The following is a 22429-nucleotide window of genomic DNA, read 5'->3' on the forward strand; positions in this document are numbered from 1 at the left end:
ACGGCGCTATGCGGCAGGCACGTTGTCCGCGGGAGCCGCGTCCCCGTCCTCGTCGTCCTGCGGCTCGTGGTGGTCGAGGCCCACGACACCGCGTTTCCAGAAGCCGTCCACGTCCGTGTAAGCCCGGTTCAGGCCCAGCTCCCGGTGCAGGTAGCGGCGGACCGGCCTGAGCTCCCCGGCCTCACCGGCGACCCAGACGAAGGGCAAGCCCGGCAGGAAGTCCACGCCCCGTACCGCCTCGTCCAGGAAGTCGCCCTCGCCGTGCGCGAGACCGTTCCGGTGCAGCCAGACGATCTCGGCGTCGGCCCGGGTCGGCAGTTCCTCCTGCTCGCCCGCGTCGTCGACGAGGAGGAAGACCTTGGCGGGAACCCCCTGCGGCAGGTCCTCCAGCATCCGGGCGACGGCCGGCAGGGCCGTCTCGTCGCCCGCGAACAGGTACCAGTCGAACTCCCGCGGGACCACGATCGAACCGCGCGGCCCCGCCACACCGAGCCGCATCCCCGGCTCAGCCCGCTCCGCCCACCGCGCGGCCGTGCCGCGGCCGTGCAGGACGAAGTCCAGGTCCAGCTCACCGGCCACGGGGTCGAAGCGACGGGTGGTGTAGTCGCGGGAGATCGGGAACGGCGGCTCCGTCGGAAACTCCAGTCCGTCGCCGTCGTCCGCCACTCGCGGCAGCACGAGCCGTCCGGTGCCCGGCTCGGGGAAGAACACCTTCACGTGATCGGCGGGGGAGCGGTCGACGAAGCCGTCGAGCTCGGGCCCGCCGAGGGTGACGCGGACCATCCGCGCAGTCACCCGGCGCACGCGCAACACCTCCAGGGTGCGCACGGCGATGTCGTGGTGGACGACGTCGATGCGGGGCCCGGGGCGGGGGCCGTTGGTCATGATGACGGTCTCTCTTCCTCGGAGGGGAGGGGTCCGGGTGGGGGCGCCGCACAGCGCCCCCACCCGCACCCCGGCGGGTCAGTCGCGGGCGGCCGGCCCGCCCGACGCCAGCGCACGCGCCAGCACCGGGCCGATCTGCGCCAGGACCGCGGGCGACATCAGGTCGTCGTGCGAGCAGTCCAGGACGTGCTCCTCGATCCGGCCGTCCAGGTACGCGGGCCAGACCAGCCCCGGTGCCTCCTCCGCCGGAGTGGACCGGGACGCGGTGAAGAACAGCACGTCACCGCGGTAGCGGAGGGTGCGGCTGCGCGATAGGAGCCGTACGCAGTGCACGTTCGTGTCGACGATCGCCCCCAACAGCGCCTCGTCGAAGCCGGCCAGCAGGCCCTGGCTGTCGCGGATCGCACCGACCGCCTCGGCCCGGTCCACCGGAGCGCCTGCCTCCGGCTGGTTGAGCCCGGCCACCGAGAGCAGGAAGCCGCTCTCCTCGCGCTCCAGCCGCTCGCGCCAGTCCGGGGCGTCGATGTACGACCAGTCCTCGATCTCCGGCGGGTACGCGTCCAGCAGCCCCAGGAAGGCCACTTCTTCCCCGCGCTCCTGGAGCAGGGCGGCCAGCGTCTGTGCCACGGTCCCGCCGAAGGAGTAGCCGAGGAAGTGGTACGGGCCCTCGGGCTGCACCGTACGGATCTCCTCCAGGTACAGCTCCGCGAGGGCGGCCACGTCGGCCACCTCGGGCTGTTCTCCCGCGAGCCCCGGCGACTGGAGCCCGTACACCGGCCGGTCCGCGTCCAGGTGCCGCAGCAGGCCCGTGTACTGCCAGGCGAAACCGGACGCCGGGTGGAAGCAGAACAGCGGCGCGGCCGTGCCCCGTTCGCGCAACGGCATCAGCACCCGCAGCGCGTCCCGGCGGGCGTCCGAGCCGATCCGGGCGGCCAGGTCGGCCACCGTCGGCGCGGCCATCACGGCCCCGACCTGGACCGGGGTGCCCAACTCCGCGCGGATCCGACCGACCAGCCGCATCGCCAGCAGCGAATGGCCGCCGAGCTCGAAGAAGTTGTCCTCGGCGCCGACCCGCTCCAGGCCCAGCACGTCCGCGAAGATCGCGCACAGCAGCTCCTCGCGCGCGTCCTTCGGCGCCCGGCCGCCGCCCGCGTCCCCGAAGTCGGGGGCGGGCAGGGCCGCCCGGTCCACCTTGCCGTTCACCGTCAGCGGCAGCGCCGACAGCTCCACGAAGGCCGACGGAACCATGTACTCCGGCAGCGCGGCCGACAGCCGGGCCCGCAGGGCGGCCGGCTCGGGCGCGTCCGCGGCCGACGCCACCGTGTAGGCGACCAGCCGCTTGACCCCGGTCGGCCCGGTGTGGACGACCACGGCCGCCGCGGCGATGCCCGGCTCGGCCGCGACGGCCGACTCGACCTCGCCGAGCTCGATGCGGAAGCCGCGGATCTTGACCTGGTCGTCGGCGCGCCCGAGGTAGTCGATCTGCGCGTCTCCGCGCCAGCGCACCAGGTCGCCCGTGCGGTACATCAGCGTCCCCGGCTCGCCGAACGGGTCGGCGACGAACCGCTCCGCCGTCAGCGACGGCCGGTCGAAGTAGCCGCGGGCCAGGCCCGCACCCGCGAGGTACAGCTCACCGGCCACACCCGCCGGGACCGGCCGCAGCGCGCTGTCGAGCACGTAGGCCCGGGTGTTGTAGATCGGCCGCCCGACGCACGAGCTGATGCTGTCGTCGACATCGGCGCCCAGCGCGTTGATCGTGTACTCGGTCGGGCCGTACAGGTTGTAACCCATGGTGCCCTCGGTGCGCTTCAGCAGCTCCCAGAGCCCGTCGGGCACCGCCTCGCCGCCCAGCAGGAACAGCGTGGGCCGGTGCCGGTCCGCGTCCAGCAGGCCCGCCTCGACCAGCTGGAGCCCGTAGGACGGCGTCACGTTGACCACGTCGATGCCCACACGGTCGTAGTGCGCGGTCAGGGCCGCCGGGTCGAGGCGCAGCTCCTCGCCGATGACGTGCACCTCGTGCCCGTCGACCAGCCAGAAGAACTCCTCCCACGACATGTCGAAGGCGAAGGACACGGTGTGCGCCACCTTCATCCGGCGCTCGCCCGCGAGCGCCACCGCCGGAGCGAAGATCCGCTCGCGGTGGTTGAGGAGCATGTTGGTCAGACCCGAGTAGGGGACCACGACCCCCTTGGGCCGCCCCGTGGAGCCGGAGGTGTAGATGATGTACGCCGGGTGCCGGCCGTCCCGGACCCCCTTCAGCTCCGCCTCCGCCAGCGGCCCTTCCGGCTGCTTGGCCAGCTCGGCCAGCACGGCCGGATCGTCCAGCAGCAGCGCCGGTACGCCCTCCACCTGCGGCACCCGGTCCGTCACCGGGGCCGTCGTGACCAGGCACAGCGGGACGGCGTCCGCCACCATCGCGCCCAGCCGGTCCACGGGGTGGTCCAGGTCCAGCGGCAGATAGGCCGCACCGGTCTTCAGTACGGCGAACAGTGCGACCACGAAGTCGGCCGACCGGGGCAGCCCGAGGGCCACCACGGCCTCCGGCCCCGCACCCCGCGCCACCAGGGCCCGGGCCAGCCGGTTCGCGCGGGAGTCGAGCTCCGCGTAGCTGAGGCGCTGGTCCTCGAAGACCAGCGCGGTCTCCGTGGGCGTCCTGGCCGCCTGCTCGGCGAACAGGTCGATCACCGTGGTGTCCGGGACCGCGTGGCCCGTGTCGTCCCCGGTCGCCAGCAGTTCGGCTCGCTCCACCGCGTCCAGGGTGACCAGCCGGCCCACCGGAACCGACCCGCCGTCGGCGAGCTGCTCCACCAGCAGCGCGAGCCGGCTCGCCAGGTGCCGGGCGGTGGCCTCGTCGTACAGGTCGGGCCGGTAACCGAGGCTCAGCTCCAGGGCCGGGCCGGGGGTGACGGCGAGGGTCAGCGGGTAGTGGGTGCCGTCGACGCTGTGCGTCCAGCCGATCGCGTGGGCCGCCACCGCCTCCTCGCGGGCGGCGTCGTTCAGCGGCGTGTTGCGGAAGACGTACAGGGTGTCGAAGAGCTGTCCGAGGCCGGTCAGCTGCTGGATCGGGCCGAGCCCCACGTAGTGGTGCGGCAGCAGCGCCGCGTGCTCGCCCTGCACCCGCACCATCAGATCGCGCAGCGGCTCGTCGGGGCGCAGGGCGACCCGGAACGGCAGCGTGTTCATGAACATGCCGATCATCTGGTCGACGCCGACGAGGTCCGCGGGACGGCCGGAGACGGTGGCGCCGAACACCACGTCGTCGCGGCCCGTCATCCCGGCCAGTGCCATCGCCCAGGCCGTGCTGAGCACGGTGTTCAGGGTGACCCCGCAGCCGCGCGCGAAGGACCGCAGCCGGTCGCTGGTCGACTCGTCCAGGGACAGGTCCACCACCTCGGCGGTCACCGGCTGCCGGTCCGGATCGGCCCGGGCCACCAGCGTGGCCTGGTCCAGCCCGGACAAGTGGGTGCGCCAGGCCTGTTCGGCGGCCTCCCGGTCCACCGCCGACAACCAGCGCAGGTAGTCCCGGTAGGGGGTGACGGGCGCCAGCACGTCCGCCGAGCCGCCGTGCCCGTACAGGGCGAACAGTTCCTCGAAGAACAGCGACTCCGACCAGCCGTCGGTGAGGATGTGGTGCTGCGTCACGCACAGCATCCAGCGCTCCGCCGAGAAGCGGATCAGGGCCACGCGCAGCAGCGGCGGAGCCGCGAGGTCGAACCGGGCTGCCGCGTCGGCGAGGGAGAACTCCCGCAGCGCCTCGTCCTGCGCCGCCCGGTCGAGGTGGCTGAGGTCGATCTCCCGCCACGGCAGCTCCCACTCGCCCGGAACCACCTGCACCGGGCCGTCCAGGCCCTCGTGCCAGAAACCGGACCGCAGGTTGGGGTGGCGGCGCAGCAGCGTGTCGAAGGCGGCGCGCAGGGCGGGCCCGTCGACGGCGTGCAGCAGCTCGACGAAGTTCTGCATCAGGTAGACGTCGAGGGCCCGGTCGTCGTAGACGGCGTGGAAGTACAGGCCCTCCTGCAGCGGCGCCAGCGGCAGCACCTCCTCGACGTGCGGGAACACCGCGGCCAGCGCGGCCTCCTGCCCGGCGTCGAGGGTGACGAGCGGACCGGCCGACGCCAGGTAACCGCCCTCCTGGTCACCGGCGTTGCGGGCCGCCGCGGCCATTCGCTCCACGGTCCGCTGCTCGAAGACGTCGCGCGGGGTGAGGACCAGGCCCGCCTTGCGGGCCCGGGTCACCAGCTGGATGGAGACGATGCTGTCCCCGCCCAGCGCGAAGAAGTCGTCGTCGATCCCTGCCGAGGCGAGCCCCAGCACCTCCGCGAAGACGGCGCACAGCGCCTCCTCCCGGGCGTCGCGCGGCGCCCGCGACGACTGCGCCGCACCCAGCTCGGGCGCGGGCAGCGCGCCCCGGTCCAGCTTGCCGCTGACGTTCGTCGGGAGCGAGTCCAGGGCCACCACGGCTGCCGGGACCATGTAGTCGGGCAGTACGGCGGCCAGCGCATCCCGGAGCGCCGCCCCCTCGACCGGGCCGGTCACGTAGCCGACCAGCCGCTTCACCCCGGGGGTGTCCTCGCGGACCACCACGGCGGCGGACCCGACCCCGGGCAGCGTGGACAGGGCCGACTCCACCTCGCCGAGCTCGATCCGGTAGCCGCGGACCTTCACCTGGTCGTCGGCCCGCCCCAGGAACTCCAACTGCCCGTCGCTGCGCAGCCGTACGAGGTCGCCCGTACGGTACATCCGCGAGCCCGCCGGGCCGTACGGATCGGCCACGAACCGCTCGGCGGTCAGCGCGAACCGGCCCAGGTACCCCCGGGCCAGTCCGTGGCCCGCCAGGTACAGCTCACCGGGGGTCCCGGCCGGCGCGGGCCGCAGGGCGGAGTCCAGGACGCGGGCGCAGGTGTTGCCGATGGGCCCGCCCACGATCGGGGTGGTCGAGTCGGCCAGGTCGGCGCCGAGGGCGTCCACCGTGTACTCGGTGGGCCCGTACAGGTTCACCGACATGACTCCGGGCGCCGCACGGACCTCGGTCCACAGCGCCTCGGGAACGGCCTCGCCGCCGAGCAGCAGCAGCCCCGGCCGGTGGTGCGAACGGCTCAGCAGCCCCCACTCCAACAGGGCCCCGGCGTAGGTGGGCGTCACGTCCATGGCGTCGATCCGGTGCTCGCGGACGTAGCCGACGGTGAACTCGGCGTCGCGGCGGCCGATCTCGTCCAGGACGTGCAGCTCGTGGCCCGAGACCAGCCAGAACAGCTGCTCCCACGAGGTGTCGAAGCTGAAGGAGGCGGTGTGCAGGGCCCGCAGCGGCCGCCCGCCGGCCGCCGCGACTGCGGGGGCGAAGACGTCCGCGATGTGGTTGGAGTACAGGTTCGACAGACCGCCGTGGGTCAGGACGACGCCCTTGGGGCGGCCCGTGGACCCGGAGGTGTAGATCACGTAGGCCGGGTGCCCGGACTCCGTGCGCGACGGCCGGAAACCGTTGCCGAGCGAGGCGAGTTCCGCGGTCGTCTCCGCCGCGTCCAAGGCGATCCGGGCCGGTCCGCCCGCCGCCCCGGCGGGCAGCAGCGCGAGCGCCGCCTCCGTGGTCAGCACGCACACCGGCGCCGCGTCGTCCAGCATCAGGGCGATCCGGTCGGCGGGGTAGTCCAGGTCCAGCGGCAGGTAGGCGGCCCCCGACTTCAGCACGGCCAGGATGGCCACCACCGATGCGGCCGAGCGCGGCACGGCCAGCGCCACCACCGATTCGGGTCCGGCGCCGCGCGCGGCCAGCAGCGCGGCCAGCCGGTCCACCCGGTCATCGAGTTCCGCGAAGGTCAGCCGGTCGGGTCCCGCAACCACGGCGCACGCGTCCGGCGTCGCGGCGGCCTGGGCAGCAAACCAGTCGGCGACCGTACCGTCGACGACCTCCCGCGCGGCGCCCGCCTCAGCGGTACGCAGCTCCGCGCGGTCGGCGGCGGTCAGCGGATCCAGCGTGCCGACCGGGCGGCCCGGGTCGCCGGCGACCTGCTCCAGCAGGGCGGTGAACCGCTCGGCCACCCGGGCGGCGGTCCGGGCCTCGAAGAGGTCCGGTCGGTACTCCAGGGCCAGTTCGGCCCGCTCGTCCAAGGACACGGACAGGGTGAGCGGGTAGTGCGTGCCGTCCCGGGCCTCGACGTCCGTCACCCGCACCCCGTCGGACAGCGCCGGGCGGGCGGAGGGGTCCACCGGATAGTTCTCGATGACGACGAGGGTGTCGAACAGCTCGCCGCCGCCCGCCTGCTTCTGGATCAGGCGCAGGCCCAGGTGGTGGTGGGCGAGCAGGGCGTTCTGCTCGTCCCGGAACCGTCTCAGCAGGTCCGCGACGCTCTCCCACGGCCGCGCGGTGAGCCGCACCGGGACGGTGGTGATGAACAGTCCGACCATCGACTCGACGCCGGGGATCTCCTCGGGCCGGCCCGCGACCGTGAGTCCGAAGACCACGTCCCGGCGGCCCGTCAGGCTGCCGAGCAGCAGCCCCCAGACCGCCTGGATCACCGTACTGGGCGTGGTGCCCAGCGACCGCGCCGCCGCCGTCAGCCGGGCGGTGGCAGCCTCCGACAGCTCCACGCGGTGCACACCGGGCCGCACCGCGGTGCGGGAGGCGTCGGCCGGAGCCACCAGCACGGCCTCGTCCAGCCCGGCCAGCGAGGTCCGCCAGGCGCCTTCGGCGGCCGGCACGTCCTGCGCCTTCAGCCACTTGAGGTAGTCGCGGTAGGGGCGCACCGGCTGCTGGGCCGAGGAATCGCCGTCGCTCTCGTACAGCGCGAGGAGGTCCCCGACGAGCAGCGGCATGGACCAGCCGTCGACCAGGATGTGGTGCACCGTGACCACCAGGAGGTGGTCGCCTCGGCCCCGGCGCACCAGCAGCAGCCGCAGCAGCGGCGGCCGGTGCAGCTCGAACCGGCGGTCCAGCTCGGCCCGCTCCACCCGCCGCACGGCGGCCTGCGAGGGGTCCGCCGACAGGTCCGCCCGGCCGAGCACGAAGGGCACCTCGGCCGGCACGAACTGCACCGGCTGCGGCACCCCCTCGTGCCAGAAGCCGGCCCGCAGGTTGGGGTGGCGGCGCAGCAGTGCCGCGCCCGCCCGCTCCATCCGGTCCGCGTCCACGGGGCCGGCCAGCGACACGGAGACCTGCACCGTGTACACGTCCGGCGCGCTCGCGTCGTAGACGGAATGGAACAGCATGCCCTGCTGCAAGGGGGACAGCGGAAGCATGTCCTCGATTCGAGCCTGCGTCACTGCTGGGCCCTCCACATTTCTTCGAGCATGGTGATCTGGTCCTGGTCGAGATCGACCAGGTCGAGGTCCGAGGGGGTGTGCCCCGCGGACGTGCCGCCGTCGGCCCAGGCGGCGAGGGCGTCCACGGCGGCCGTCCAGCCGTCCGCGAGCTGCCCCACGGTGTCCTGGGAGAGCGCCTCGCCCGCCCAGGTGAAGTGGGCGGTGAGTTCCGGCCCGCCGTCCCCGTCGGTGATCTCCGCGGTGATCTCCAGTACGTGGGAGAGCGGCATCGCCGGGTCGGGGCGGGCCGACAGGGCGTCCGCCTCCGGGGCCGGGCCCCAGGCGGAATCGGCCCGGCCGGTCTGCCGGCCCAGGTAGTTCCACAGGATCTCGGCCCGGGCCGTCGGGTCGAACAGGCGTGCCGTGGCCGGGTTGTTGTACCGGAGCAGGCCGGCCCCGAGCCCGCCGTCGGGCACGGCCCGCACCAGCTCCTTGACCTCCTTGAGCAGCGCCCCGGCGTCCGTGCGTCCGGCGGCGACCGCTGCCGGGTCGTACGCGCCCACCGGCAGCCGCAGCGGGTGGATGCTGGTCAACCAGCCCACCGTGCGGGTGAGGTCGGCGCCCGGCAGCAGTTCCTGCTCGCGGCCGTGACCCTCCAGGTCCACCGTGAACCCGTCCGGCCGGGGCCGGCCCGAGCGGGTCGCCCAGTCGCCGACCGCCAGCACCAGCGCGCTCAGCAGGGTGTCCCCGACCGTGCCGTGGAAGGCGGCCGGAACGGCCTGGAGCAGCGGGGCCGTGCGCTCGGCGGAGATCCGTACGGAAAGCCGGCGCGCGGTGGCCGCCGTGTCGGTGCCCGGGTCCAGCGGACGTCCGGCGAGCAGCGGCCCACCCGGGGCGGCGGCCAGCCAGCGGTCCAGCTCGGCGGTGCGGCGCGGGCTCTGCGCCTCGGCCAGCAGGTGCGTGGTCCAGGCCCGCAGCGGGGTCCCGACCGGCTCCAGGGCCGGTGTCCGGCCCGCAGTGGCGGCCTCGTGGGCCGTCTGGAGGTCGGGCAGCAGGATCTGCCAGGACACCTCGTCCACCGCGAGGTGGTGGGCGACCAGCAGGAGCCGGCCCGGCTCGGCCGGACCCCGGTCGAGGTGCACGGCGCGCACCAGCGCCCCCGATTGGGGATCCAGCAGCCGCCAGACGCGCTCGGACTCGGCGGTGACCAGCTGGCGCAGGGCGGCCTCGGACAGGCCCGCCGCGTCCACGCCCTCCAGGACGGCGGCGGCGTCCACGGCACCCACCGGGCGGACCTCCGCGCTCCACACCCCGGGGCGGGGCACGGTCAGCAGCTGGCGCAGCCCGTCGTGGTGGTCCAGTACGGCTTGCAGCGCGGTGGTGAGGTGCGGGCGCCGGGCCCCGGCGGGGAGCCGGACCAGCCGGGCCTGCGCGAACGAGGCGAACGGTCCGCCCCGTTCGGCCAGCCAGGAGGCCACCGGGGGCAGCGGCAGCGGGCCGGGGCCCGCGTCGGCCGTCCGGGCGGCGGGTGCCGCAGCGCCCTCGGGCACGGTGGCGACCGACGCGAGCGCGGCCGGGGTCGGGTGCGTGAAGACCTGCCGGGCGGAGACGGTCAGCCCGGCCTTGCGGGCCAGCCCCACCAGCCGGATGGAGACGATGCTGTCGCCGCCGAGCTCGAAGAAGTTGGCGTCCGGGCCGACCCCGGGCAGGCCCAACACCTCGCCCATCAGGGCGCACAGGATCTGCTCGGGGGTCCCGGCGGGCACCTGAGCGGCCTGCGGGAGCGGTGCGGCCGGTACGGCGATCACCGGCGCGGGCAGCGCCCGCCGGTCCAGCTTCCCGTTGGCCGACAGCGGCAGCTGCTCCAGCACCGTGAACACGGCCGGGACCATGTACTCGGGCAGGTGGGCGGCGGCCAGGGTGCGCAGGGCGGCCGGGTCGACGGTGGCGCCGGGCGCCGGGACCGCGTAGGCCACCAGGCGGCGTACGCCGGGCTGGTCCTCGCGGACCACGACCGCGGCCCGGTCCACTTCCGGCGCGCCGGTCAGGACGGCCTCGATCTCTCCGAGTTCGATGCGGAACCCGCGCAGCTTGACCTGGTCGTCGGTGCGGCCGAGGTAGTCGAGCCGGCCGTCGGCGAGGCGGCGTACGAGGTCGCCCGTGCGGTACATCCGGGTGCCGGGGGCGCCGTGGGGGTCGGCGACGAAGCGTTCGCCGGTCAGTGCGGGGCGGCCGAGGTAGCCGCGGGCCAGCTGGACGCCGGCCAGGTACAGCTCGCCGGGGACCCCGACGGGCACCGGCCGCAGCCGGGCGTCCAGGACGTACACGCGGGTGTTCCACACCGGCAGGCCGATGGAGGCCGAGGCCCGTCCTTCGGCGGCGGTGAGCGCCGTGCAGGCACCGGAGGTGACGTCGACGGCCGCCTCCGTGGGGCCGTAGAGGTTCTCCAGTGCCACCGGGGCACCGGCGGCCGAGGCGTGGAAGCGGGTGACGAGCTCGCTGGGCAGCGCCTCGCCGCTGCACACGACCAGGCGCAGTGCGGGGCAGTCGGCGATGGCGCTCTCCCCGAGGAAGGCGGCGAGCATGGACGGGACGAAGTGCAGGACGGACACGCGCTGTTCGCGGATCAGCTCGGCGAGGTACAGCGGGTCCTTGTGCCCGTCGGGACGGGCGATGACCAGCGGAACGCCCTCGGCGAGCGGCCAGAAGAACTCCCACACCGACACGTCGAAGCTCGCCGGGGTCTTCTGGAGCACCCGGTCTCCCGGGCGCAGGCCGTAGGCGCCCTGCATCCACTGCAGCCGGTTGACGATCGCCCCGTGTTCGACCAGTACGCCCTTGGGCATGCCGGTGGAGCCGGAGGTGAAGATCACGTAGGCGGGGTGGTGGGGCAGCAGGGGCCCGCGCCGCTCCGCCTCGGCCAGGTCCGAGCCGTCCAGCTCGGCCAGGCGGGACCGGACGCGGGGGGCGTCCAACAGGACCCGTTCCCTGCCCACTTCGGGGGAGAGCAAGGTTCCCGACAGCGTGTCGGTAAGTATCAGGACGGGCTCGGCCGTACGGGTCATGTACGCCAGGCGCTCGGCCGGCAGGCCGAGGTCGAGCGGCAGGTACGCACCGCCCGCCCGGACCACCGCGTGCAGGGCGACCACCAGGTCGAAGGAGCGCGGCAGGGCCACGGCCACCACCGACTCGGGTCCGACCCCGGAGCCGATCAGCAGCCGCGCCAGCCGGTTCACCCGCTCCTCGAAGTCGGCGCGCGACAGCTCGCGCCCCTCGAAGACCAGCGCGGGGCCGGTCTCCTCCTTCGCGCCCGCCGCCACCAGAGCGGCCAGCGTACGCGGTCCGCCCGGGGCGCGGTCGGTGTCGTTCCAGCCGTTCAGCGCGAGCTCCCGCTCCGCCGGGTCGAGCACCTCGACCGCCGAGACCGGCCGGTCCGGCGCCTCCACGACCCCGTCCAGCAGCAACAGCAGCCGCCGGGCCAGGAGTTCGACGGTCGTACGGTCGAAGAGGTCGGTCGCGAAGCGGATGCCGCCCGCGATCGCCCCGTGCTCCTCGGAGGCACCGAAGGCGATCTCCAGGTCGAACTTGGCGCCGCCGGTCTCCACCGTGAACTCCCGCGCCGGCAGCCCGAACAGCTCCGGAACCGCGCCGTCCGTGGAGTGGTAGGTCACCATCGTCTGGAACAGCGGGTTGCGCGAACGCGAGCGCTCCGGATCCACCGCCTCGACCACCGCCTCCAGCGGCAGATCGCCGTGGGCGAAGGCCGCCAGCCCGGTGTCCCGCACCCGGGCCACCAGCTCGGCGAAGCTCGGGTCCCCGGACAGATCGGCCCGCAGCACCAGCGTGTTGAGGAAGTAGCCGACGAGCCCGTCGAGCTCCTCGCCCTCCCGTGCCGACACCGGGCTGCCCAGCGGGACGTCCTCACCCGCGCCCAGCCGGTGCAGCAGCGCCGCGACGGCCGCGTGCGCCACCATGAACAGCGTCGCCCCGCCCTCCCGGGCGATCCGCGCCAGCCCCGCCCCGGTCCGCGCCGGGACCTCGAAGGTCACCACGCCCCCCTCGTACGAGGGGACCGCCGGCCGCGGCCGGTCGGCGGGCAGCGCCAGCTCCGCGGGGGCGCCGGCCAGCGCCTGCCGCCAGTACGCGGCCTGCCGGCCCGCCACCGACTTCGGGTCGCCGGCGTCGCCCAGCAGCTCCCGCTGCCACAGCGCGAAGTCGGCGTACTGCACCGGCAGCGGGGCGAAATCGGGCTCCGCGCCCGCCGACCGGGCGGCGTACGCCCGGTCCAGGTCCGCCAGCAGGGGGCCGGCCGAACCCTCGTCCGTGACGATGTGGTGCACCAGCACCACCAGCAGGTGGTCGTCGGCAGCGGCCCGCAGCAGTGTGACCCGCACCGGCGGCTCGGCGGCCAGGTCGAAGACGTGCCCGCCGGCGCGGACCGCCTCCTCCTCCAGCCGGTCCGCCGCCACCTCGCGCACGCTCAGCGCCGCACCGGCCCGCTCGACCGGCAGGACCACCTGGTACGGCTCGCCCTCGTGCTCACGGAACACGGTCCGCAGGCTCTCGTGACGGGCGACCAGATCGCCCACCGCCGCCTCCAGGGCCGCCGCGTCCACCGGCCCGCGCAGCCGCACCGCGAGCGGCACGTTGTAGGTGGTGCTCGGACCGCGCACGCTGTCCAGCAGCCACAGCCTGCGCTGCGCGAAGGACAACGGCAGCCGCTCGGGCCGCGGGGCCGCCGCCGCGAGGCGCGGACGCCCCGCGCCGGTGCGCTCCGCGAGGAGGGCGGACAGCGCGGCGACCGTCCGCGTCTCGAAGAGGTCGCGGATGGCGCAGTCCACGTCCAGGGCGGCCCGGAAGCGACTCACGGCGCGGGCGGCGAGCAGCGAGTGGCCGCCGAGGGCGAAGAAGTCGTCTTCCACACCGACCGAGTCCAGGCCCAGTACGTCGGCCAGGATCCCCGCGAGGATCTCCTCGCGGGCGTCGCGCGGCGCCCGTGAGGCGCCCGGGGCCGGTGCGGCGGGCGCGGGCAGCGCCCGCCGGTCCAACTTGCCGTTGGCCGTCGTCGGCAGCGCCTCGAGCGGCACCACCACGGCCGGGACCATGTACTCGGGCAGGCGGGCGGCGGCCAGGGCGCGCAGGGCGGCCGGGTCGACGGTGGCGCCGGGCGCCGGGACCGCGTAGGCCACCAGGCGGCGTACGCCGGGCTGGTCCTCGCGGACGACGACGGCGGCCTGCGCGATGCCCGGGGAACCGCCGAGCACGGCCTGGATCTCTCCGAGTTCGATGCGGAACCCGCGCAGCTTGACCTGGTCGTCGGTGCGGCCGAGGTACTCCAGTCGTCCGTCCCGGCTCCAGCGCACCACGTCGCCCGTGCGGTACATCCGGGTGCCGGGGGCGCCGTAGGGGTCGGCGACGAAGCGTTCGCCGGTCAGTGCGGGGCGGCCGAGGTAGCCGCGGGCCAGCTGGACGCCGGCCAGGTACAGCTCGCCGGGGACCCCGACGGGCACCGGCCGCAGCCGGGCGTCCAGGACGTACACCCGGGTGTTCCACACGGGGCTGCCGATGGAGGCGGAAGCGGTACCCGCCCCCGCTCCGGCTGCCGGGCAGTCCGCGGCGGTGACGTCGACGGCCGCCTCGGTGGGGCCGTACAGGTTGGCCAGGCGGGTCGCGCCACCGGGAGCGGAGGCGTGGAAGCGGGCGACGAGTTCGCCGGGCAGCGCCTCGCCGCTGCACACGACCAGGCGCAGGGACGGGCAGTCGGCGACCTCGGTCTCGCCCAGGAAGGCGGCGAGCATGGACGGGACGAAGTGCAGGACGGACACGCGCTGTTCGCGGATCAGCTCGGCGAGGTAGCGCGGGTCCTTGTGGCCCTCGGGGCGGGCGATGACCAGCGGAACGCCCTCGGCGAGCGGCCAGAAGAACTCCCAGACGGAGACGTCGAAGCTCGCCGGGGTCTTCTGGAGCACCCGGTCGGTGGAGTCGAGGCCGTAGGCGTCCTGCATCCAGCGCAGCCGGTTGACGATCGCCCCGTGCTCGACCAGTACGCCCTTGGGCATGCCGGTGGAGCCGGACGTGAAGATCACGTAGGCGGGGTGGAGCGGCAGCAGCGGCGCGCGCCGCTCCGCGTCCGCGACCGGACCGCCCGGCAGCGCGGCGAGCTCGGCCGCCCGTTCGGGGGCGTCCAGGACGAGGACCTCGGTGTCGGGCAGCTCCGGCAGCGCCCCCAGCGAGGGCAGGTCCGTCAGCAGGCAGACCGGAGCGGCGGTTTCCGCCATGTACGCCAGGCGCTCGGTCGGCAGGCCGAGGTCGAGCGGGAGGTAGGCGCCGCCGGCCCGGACCACCGCGTGCAGGGCGACCACCAGGTCGAAGGAGCGCGGCAGGGCCACGGCCACCACCGACTCCGGGCCCACGCCGGAGCCGATCAGCAGCCGCGCCAGCCGGTTCACCCGCTCCTCGAAGTCGGCGCGCGACAGCTCGCGCCCCTCGAAGACGAGGGCCGTGGCCAGCGGATCGCGCCGGGAGCCGGCCGCCGCCAGCGAGTCCAGGGTCTGCGGCGCCACCGGCCGTTCGGTGTCGTTCCACCCCTCCAGCACCTGGGCCCGCTCGGCGGGGTCCAGCAGCTCCAGCTCGGCCAGCGGGACCTCCGGGGCCGCCGCGGCCGCGGCGAGCAGCCGCAGCAGCCGGGCCAGCAGGGACCGTACGGTCTCCGCGTCGAACAGGTCGGTCGCGTACCGCACCCCGCAGGTCATCGCAGCGGGCGAGCCGGCGGTGCCCGCGGTACGGCGGAAGAGGATCTCCAGGTCGAACTTGGCGTCTCCCGCCGCGACCGGGAACTCCTCGGCCGGCAGGGAACCGAGGGCGCGCAGCGGCTCGGCGCCGCCGTCCTCGTAGGCCACCATCGTCTGGAACAGCGGGTGGCGCGACAGCGAGCGCTCCGGGTTGACCGCCTCGACGACCGCGTCGAAGGGCAGGTCCGCGTGGGCGAGGGCGGCCGCTCCGAAGGCGGCGGTCCGGCGCAGCAGTTCGGCGAAGGAGGGCTCGCCCGCCAGGTCGGCCCGGATGACCAGGGTGTTCACGAAGAACCCGACCAGCTCGTCCAGGGCCTCCTCGCCGCGACCCGCCACCGGACTGCCCAGCGGGACGTCGGTGCCGGCGCCGAGCCGGTGCAGCAGCGCCGCCACGGCGGCGGTCACCACCGTGTACATCGTGGTGCCCCGTTCCCCGGCCAGGGCCTCCAGCTCCGCCACGAGTTCGGACGGCAGGGCCGCGGTCACGGTCCGGCCCTCGTGCGAGGGGCGGGCCGGGCGCGGGCGGTCGAGCGGCAGCGTCAGCTCCTGCGGCAGCCCTGCCAGGGCCTCCCGCCAGAACTCCGCCTGACCGTGCGCCACCGACCCGGCAGCGGCGGGGTCGCCCAGCAGCTCGCGCTGCCAGAGCGCGTAGTCCGCGTACTGGACCGCGGGCGGCGCGGTCTCCAGGGTCCCGCCCGTGCACCGGGCCGCGTAGGCGGCGGCCAGGTCGGCGAGCAGCGGGCCGGCCGACCACTCGTCGCCGGCGATGTGGTGCAGCAGCAGGAGCAGCACCTGCTCGTCGGCCGCGGTGCGCAGCACGGTCACCCGCAGCGGCGTCTCGGTCTCCAGGTCGAAGGCGTGCCCGGCGGCCGCATCGAGGCTCCGGCCCAGATCGGCCGGTTCGACATCGGCCACCGCGAAGGGCACGACCGTGTCCGAAGGCTCCAGCACGCGCTGGTACGGGCCCTCGGCGTCCTCCGCGAACACGGTGCGCAGCGCCTCGTGCCGGGCCGTCACCTCGTGCACGGCCGCCTCCAGCGCGGCCGCGTCCAGCTCCCCGCGCAGCCGCAGGGCCAGCGGGATGTTGTACGTCGCGTTCGGGCCTTCCATCCGGTGCAGGAACCACAGCCGGGCCTGGGCGTACGACAGCGGCAGCCGCTCCGGGCGCGGACCCGCCACCAGGGCCGGACGGACCGCGGCGCGGCGGCCGGCCATTCGCTCGGCGAGCGCCGCGACCGTGCGCAGCTCGAAGACGTCGCGCACCGAGCACTCGGTGCCCAGCGCCGTCCGGATCCGGGCCACCACGCGGGTGGCCAGCAGGGAGTGCCCGCCGAGCCGGAAGAAGTCCTCGTCGGCGCCGACCCGGGGGACGCCCAGCACCTGGGCGAAGACCTCGGCGATCCGCTCCTCGGCGGCCCCGCGCGGGGCCCGACCGCAGGTGTCGGCCGCCACGACCGGAACCGGCAGCGCCGCCTTGTCGAGCTTGCCGTTCACGTTCGTCGGCAGCACCGGCAGCACCATCACGGCGGCCGGGACCAGGTGTTCGGGCAGCCGCTCGGACAGCTCCGCCCGCAGCCGGACCGGATCGGCCGGGCCCGTGACGTAGCCGACGAGGCGCGGCAGGCCCGGGGTGTCCTCGCGGACCACCACGGCGGCCGAGGTCACCCCGTCCAGGGCGGCGAGTTCGGCCTCCACCTCGGCCGGCTCCACCCGGAAGCCGCGGATCTTGACCTGGTCGTCGACCCGGCCGAGGAACTCCAGCAGGCCGTCGGGCCGCCACCGTACGAGGTCGCCCGTGCGGTACATCCGGGAGCCCTGAGATCCGAACAGATCTGCGACGAAACGTTCTGCCGTGAGGGCGGCCCGGCCCAGGTAACCGCGGGCGCTCTGCTCACCCGCCAAGTACAGCTCACCCGGTACGCCCACGGGCACCGACCGCAGCCGGCCGTCCAGCACGTGCGCCCGGCTGTTGTCGAGCGGCCGGCCCACCACCGGCGAGACGCAGTCGTCCACCCGCGCCACCAGGGCGTCCACCGTGAACTCGGTGGGCCCGTAGTAGTTGACGACCTCCACCCCGGGGACGGCGCGCAGCTCCTCCCACAGCGCGGGCGGCACCGCCTCGCCGCCCAGCAGGAACAGCGGCGGCCGCCACTCGCCCGCCAGCAGGCCGGCGTCGACCAGCTGCCGGCCGTACGAAGGGGTGACGTCGAGCGTGTCGATCCGCTGCGCGCGCACGTACGCCACGACCGCGTCGGCGTCCCGGCGCCCGTACTCGTCCAGGACGTGCAGCTCGTGTCCGGCCACCAGCCACAGCAGCTGCTCCCACGAGGAGTCGAAGGAGAAGGAAGCGGTGTGCAGCGCCCGTACCCGGCGCCCGAGCCGCTCGGCGACCGGCAGGTACAGCTCCCGCTCGTGGTCGCGGAAGAGCCGGGTCAGACCGGCGTGCCGGAGCACGACGCCCTTGGGACGGCCGGTGGAACCGGAGGTGTAGATGACGTACGCGGCGTGCTCGGGGTCCACGGTGACGTCCGCCCCGGGCACGGCGGCGGCCAGCGCCTCCACCGTCGAGGGGTCGTCCAGTACCACCAGGTCCACGCCGGGCAGCCGGTCCGCGACCGCCCGGGTGGTCACCGCGCACACGGGCGCGGCGTCGCCGAGCATGAACGCGATCCGCTCGGCGGGGTGGTCCAGGTCCAGCGGCAGGTAGGCGCCGCCCGCCTTCAGGACGGCGAGCGTGGCCACGACGGTGTCGGCGGAGCGCGGGACGGCCAGGGCCACCACCGCGTCCGGGCCGACGCCGCGCTCGGCCAGTACGGCCGCCAGCCGGCCCGCGCGGTCCTCCAGTTCGGCGAAGGTGAGGCGCTGCTCCCCGGCGACCACGGCCACCGCGCCCGGAGCCGCGGCCGCCCGGGCCGCGAACACCTCCGTCACCGCACCCGGCTCCACCGGCCGGTCCGTGTCGTTCCAGCGGGCCAGCCGGGCCCGCTCGGCCTCGTCCCGCAGTTCCCACCAGGACACCGGGTCGGCCGGGGCCGCCACCGCCGCGGCGAGGGCGCGCAGCAGGCGCCGGACGAAGGTGTCCACGGTCGCGCGGTCGAACAGCGCGGTCGCGTAGAACACCTCCAGTTCGAGGTCCTCGCCGTGGGCCGCGTCCGAGAAGGTGATGTCGAGGTCGAACTTGGTGACCCCGGGATCCACCCGGTCCACCCGGGCCGGCTGCCCGAACAGGTTCGCCACGTCCTGGGTCACCGTGCTGTGCGAGACCATCGTCTGGAACAGCGGGTGGCGGGACAGCGAGCGCTGCGGGTTGACCTCCTCCACGACCGTGTCGAAGGGCAGGTCGGCGTGGTCGAGCGCGGCCAGGTCGGCCGTGCGCACCCGGTCCAGCAGGTCCGTGAAGGACGGGTCGCCGGACAGGTCCGTGCGCAGCACCACCGTGTTGACGAAGAAGCCGACGAGCTCGTCGAGCGCGCTGTCGCTCCGCCCGGCGACCGGGCTGCCGAGCACGATGTCCTCGCCCGCGCCGAGCCGGTGCAGCACCGCGGCCACGGCCGCGTGCACCACCATGAACACGCTGGTGCCGGTCTCGCGGGCCAGCGAGCGCACCGCGGCCGCCAGTTCGCGCGGCACCGCCTTGAAGACCATGGCACCGGCCGGGTCGGCCACCGCCGGGCGCGGCCGGTCGGCCGGCAGCCCGGCCTCCGGCGGCAGCTCCGCCAGGGCCCCGCGCCAGTACGCCGCCTGCGTCGCGGCGAGCGAACCGTCGGTCCGCGTCCCGCCCAGCAGCTCCCGCTGCCACAGCGCGAAGTCGGCGTACTGCACGGCCGGAACCCCGAGCTGCGGGTCCTCGCCGGCGCGCCGGGCCGCGTACGCCCGCTCCAGGACGCGCAGGAACGGTCCCATCGACCACTCGTCGCTCGCGATGTGGTGCAGCAGGACCACCAGGGCGTGCTCCCCGCGCGCCCCGTCGCGCACCAGCGTCACCCGCAGCGGGGCCTCCCCGGACAGGTCGAAGAGGTGCCCCAGCGCGTCCCGCACTGCGGCCTCGAACCTTTCGGCGGCCACGTCGTGGACGTGCAGCCGCACCCCGGCGTCCGCCAGGTCCAGCACCCGCTGGTACGGCTCCCCGTCCCGCTCCCCGAACACGGTGCGCAGGGTCTCGTGGCGGCCCGCCACGTCGCGCAGGGCCGCGTCCAGGGCGTCCGCGTCGAGCGCCGTGTCGAAGCGCACCACGAACGGGATGTTGTAGGTGGCGCTCGCGCCCTCCACCTGGTGCACGAACCACAGGCGCTGCTGGGCGTACGAGAGCGGCAGCGGGTCGGGGCGCGGACCCGCGACGGGCGCCGGACGGGCGGCGGCCGTGCGCCCGGCCAGCAGCGCGGCGAGCGCGGCCACGGTGCGCGCCTCGAACACGTCCCGGATCCCGCATTCGGTGCCCAGGGCCGTACGCACCCGGGCGATCACCCGCGCGGCGAGCAGCGAATGGCCGCCGAGGGCGAAGAAGTCGTCGTCGGGGCCCACGGTTTCCAGGCCGAGGACGTCGGCGAAGACCCCGCAGAGGATCTCCTCGCGGGCGCCGCGCGGAGCGCGCGCCCCGCTGCCGACCAGTGCCGCCAGGTCGGGGGCGGGCAGGGAGCGGCGGTCGATCTTCCCGTTGGCGGTCAGCGGGAAGGCGTCGAGGACGACCACGGCGGACGGGACCATGTACTCGGGCAGCCGCTCGGCCAGCGCCCGGCGCAGGCCCGCCGCGTCGGGGGCGGGACCCTGGGCGGCCGGGGTGACGTAGCCGACGAGGTGCGGGAAGCCGGGGAGGTCCTCGCGGACCAGGGCTACGGCCCGGTCGACGCCCTCGCCGGCGGTCAGCGCGCTCTCGATCTCGCCGAGTTCGATGCGGAAGCCGCGCAGCTTGACCTGGTCGTCGACGCGGCCGAGGAAGGCGATCCGGCCGTCCGCGTGACGGCGCACGAGGTCGCCGGTGCGGTACATCCGGGTGCCGGCCGGTCCGTACGGGTCGGCGACGAAACGTTCCGCCGTCAGCGCGTGCCGGCCGAGGTAGCCGCGGGCCAGCTGGTCCCCGGCGAGGTACAGCTCCCCGGGACGGCCGACGCCGACCGGGCGCAGGGCCCCGTCGAGGACATGGGCGCGGGTGTTCCAGAACGGCACCCCGATGTCCGGGACCCCGGTGTGCGCGGGGTCGAGCCGGCGGGAGGTCGCCCAGACGGTGACCTCGGTCGGGCCGTACACGTTGGTGACCGAGCGCGCGGTGCGCGCGAGGCGTTCGGCGAGCGCGGCGGGCAGCGCCTCCCCGCCGACGAGCACCCGGGTGCCGCCGAGCGACGCCGGGCGGCCGTCTTCCAGCAGGGCGTGCCACAGCGACGGCGTGGCCTGCATGACGGAGGGGCGGTGGGCATCGACGAGCGTGGCCAGCGCGGCCGGGTCCCGTACGGTGTCGCGGTCGGCCAGGACCACCGTGGCGCCGCTGATCAGCGGGGTGTGGATCTCCAGGGCGGCGATGTCGAAGGAGATGGTGGTGACCGCGACGAGCCGCTGTCCGGCGGCCAGTTCGAGTGCGTGGGCCTGCATGCGCAGGAAGTTGGCCAGGGCCGCGTGCGGGACGACGACCCCCTTGGGGCGGCCCGTGGACCCGGAGGTGTAGATCACGTACGCGGGGTGGTCACCGGTCAGCGGCGCGGTGCGATCGGCGTCCGCGGGGGCGCAGGCGGCGGCGTCGGCGAGCTCGGTGAGGGAGTCGGGGGCGTCGAGGACGACGGTTTCGACCCCGTCCACGACCGGGGCGGCGGCCGCGTGGTCCAAGGTGGTCAGGACGCACAGCGGGCGGGCGTCCTCGACCATGAACTCCAGCCGGTCGGCGGGGTAGTCGAGGTCGAGCGGCAGATAGGCGGCGCCCGACTTCAACACGGCGAGCAGGGCCACCACGAGGTCGGCGGTACGGGGCAGGGCGAGCCCGACGATGCTCTCGGGGCCGGCGCCGCGGCCGATGAGCAGCCGGGCGAGCCGGTTGGCGCGCGCGTCCAGGGCGGCGTAGTCCAGGGTGTCGGCGCCCGCGATCACGGCGGGAACCTCGGGGTGCAGCCGGGCGGCGCGCTCGAAGGCGTCGACGACGGTGCCGGCCGGTACCGGGTGGTCGGTGTCGTTCCAGTCGAGCAGCAGCGCGTCACGGGCGGCCGGCGCGAGCAGGTCCGGGCGCCCGACGGGGGCCTGCGGCCCGGCCGCGGCGGCCTCGCGCAGGAAGTGCGCGAATTCGGCGCGGCGCGCGGCCAGCGTTCCGGCGTCGTACGCCTGCGGGTTGGCGTCGAGCTCGAAGCGGATCCGGCCCTCGGCGGCGTCGTGGTAGACGCCGAGCGTCAGGTCGTCCACCGGGCCGGCGGCCACGTTGTGCACGGAGCCGGCCGATCCGGCGAAGTCGAGGGAGTTGTCGAAGGCCTTGATGTTGACCACGGGCCCCAGGAGGCCCTGCTCGCGACCGGCCAGTCCGAGGTCGCGGCGGATGTCCTCGGCGCGGTAGCGCTGGTGGCGGCGCAGGTCGCGGACGTCGGCCGCGACCGCGGCGACCAGCTCCGCCAAGGGGGTCTGCGGGCGGACGGCGACGCGCAGCGGCAGCACGTTGACGACCATGGACGGAACCTTGAGGGCCGCCGAGCCGAGCCGCGCCATGGCGGGCACGGACAGGAGCACGTCCCGGCTGCCGGTGGCCCGGTGCAGGTAGGCGGCGAACGCGGCGGTCAGCACGTCGGCCCAACTGGCCTTGGCGGTACGAGCAATGGCGAGCAGCCCCGCCGTCTCCTGCTGGGTCAGCGTGGCACCGTCGCGCAGGAACGCGTGCGCCGCGGGGAAGCGGGCACCGCTCAGCGGTTCCGGCTCGGGGCGGTCCGCGAGTCGCTCCAGCCAGTAGTCCCGGTCCTCGGCGAACCGCGGGGAGGCGCGGTAGGCGTGCTCCTCGGCAAGGACCACCTCCAGGCCGCCGAACGGGTCGGGCGTCGGCTCCGCGCCCCCGACGAGAGCCGTGTAGACCTCGGCGGTGCGGCGCGAGAGCAGGGAGAACCCGAAGGCGTCCAGCACGATGTGATGGGCCCGCTGGTACCAGAGGGTGCGGTCCGGGCCGACCTTGTGCAGCGTGAACACGTACAGGGAGTCCCGGACCGGGTCCACCGGGCGGGCCATGTCGGCGCGCATGAGGGACAGCGCGGTGCCGTACGGGTCGTCCTGGCCGGTGTGGTCGAGCACGGCGACCAGCGGTCCGGCGGCCGGGCCGCTCCAGGTGACCTGGTACGGCTCGCCGTCGGGGTCCTCCGCGAAGCGCGCCGTGAGCGCCTCGCTCTCGGCGACCGTCCGCCGCAGCGCCGTCACGAACAGACCGGCGTCCAGCGGGCCGTCGATCTCGACGTACTGGCCGACGTTGTAGACCGGGGAGTCGGGGTCGAGCCGCTGGCCGTACCAGACACCGGTCTGGGCCCCGGTGAGGGGGAGGCGCTGGGAGGGACGCTCGGTCATGGACA

At 75.1% G+C, this 22429-nt stretch carries 3 protein-coding genes; all 3 read right to left on the minus strand.

Features of this window, described 5'->3' with window-relative positions:
- Positions 1-6: 6 nt before the first annotated feature.
- Positions 7-885: a siderophore-interacting protein gene (locus OG594_RS20790; protein ID WP_266601081.1), complete on the minus strand. Its 879-nt coding sequence runs from the start codon at positions 883-885 to the stop codon at positions 7-9.
- Positions 886-963: 78 nt separating this feature from the next.
- Positions 964-8142 (minus strand): amino acid adenylation domain-containing protein, encoded by a 7179-nt coding sequence (locus tag OG594_RS20795; RefSeq protein ID WP_266601083.1) that lies wholly within the window; start codon positions 8140-8142, stop codon positions 964-966.
- Positions 8139-22424 carry a non-ribosomal peptide synthetase gene (locus OG594_RS20800; RefSeq protein WP_266601085.1) on the minus strand — a complete coding sequence of 4762 codons (14286 nt, stop codon included), beginning with the start codon at positions 22422-22424 and terminating at the stop codon, positions 8139-8141. Before OG594_RS20800 ends, OG594_RS20795 begins: the two co-directional genes overlap by 4 nt.
- Positions 22425-22429: the final 5 nt, after the last annotated feature.

It is taken from the genome of Streptomyces sp. NBC_01214 (assembly GCF_026340975.1).
Classification (GTDB): Bacteria; Actinomycetota; Actinomycetes; order Streptomycetales; family Streptomycetaceae; genus Streptomyces.

Coding starts and splice junctions, on each gene's coding strand:
- OG594_RS20800 (WP_266601085.1), bottom strand. CDS start 22,424: ATGACCGAGCGTCCCTCCCAGCGCCTCCCCCTCACCGGGGCCCAGACC.
- OG594_RS20790 (WP_266601081.1), bottom strand. CDS start 885: ATGACCAACGGCCCCCGCCCCGGGCCCCGCATCGACGTCGTCCACCAC.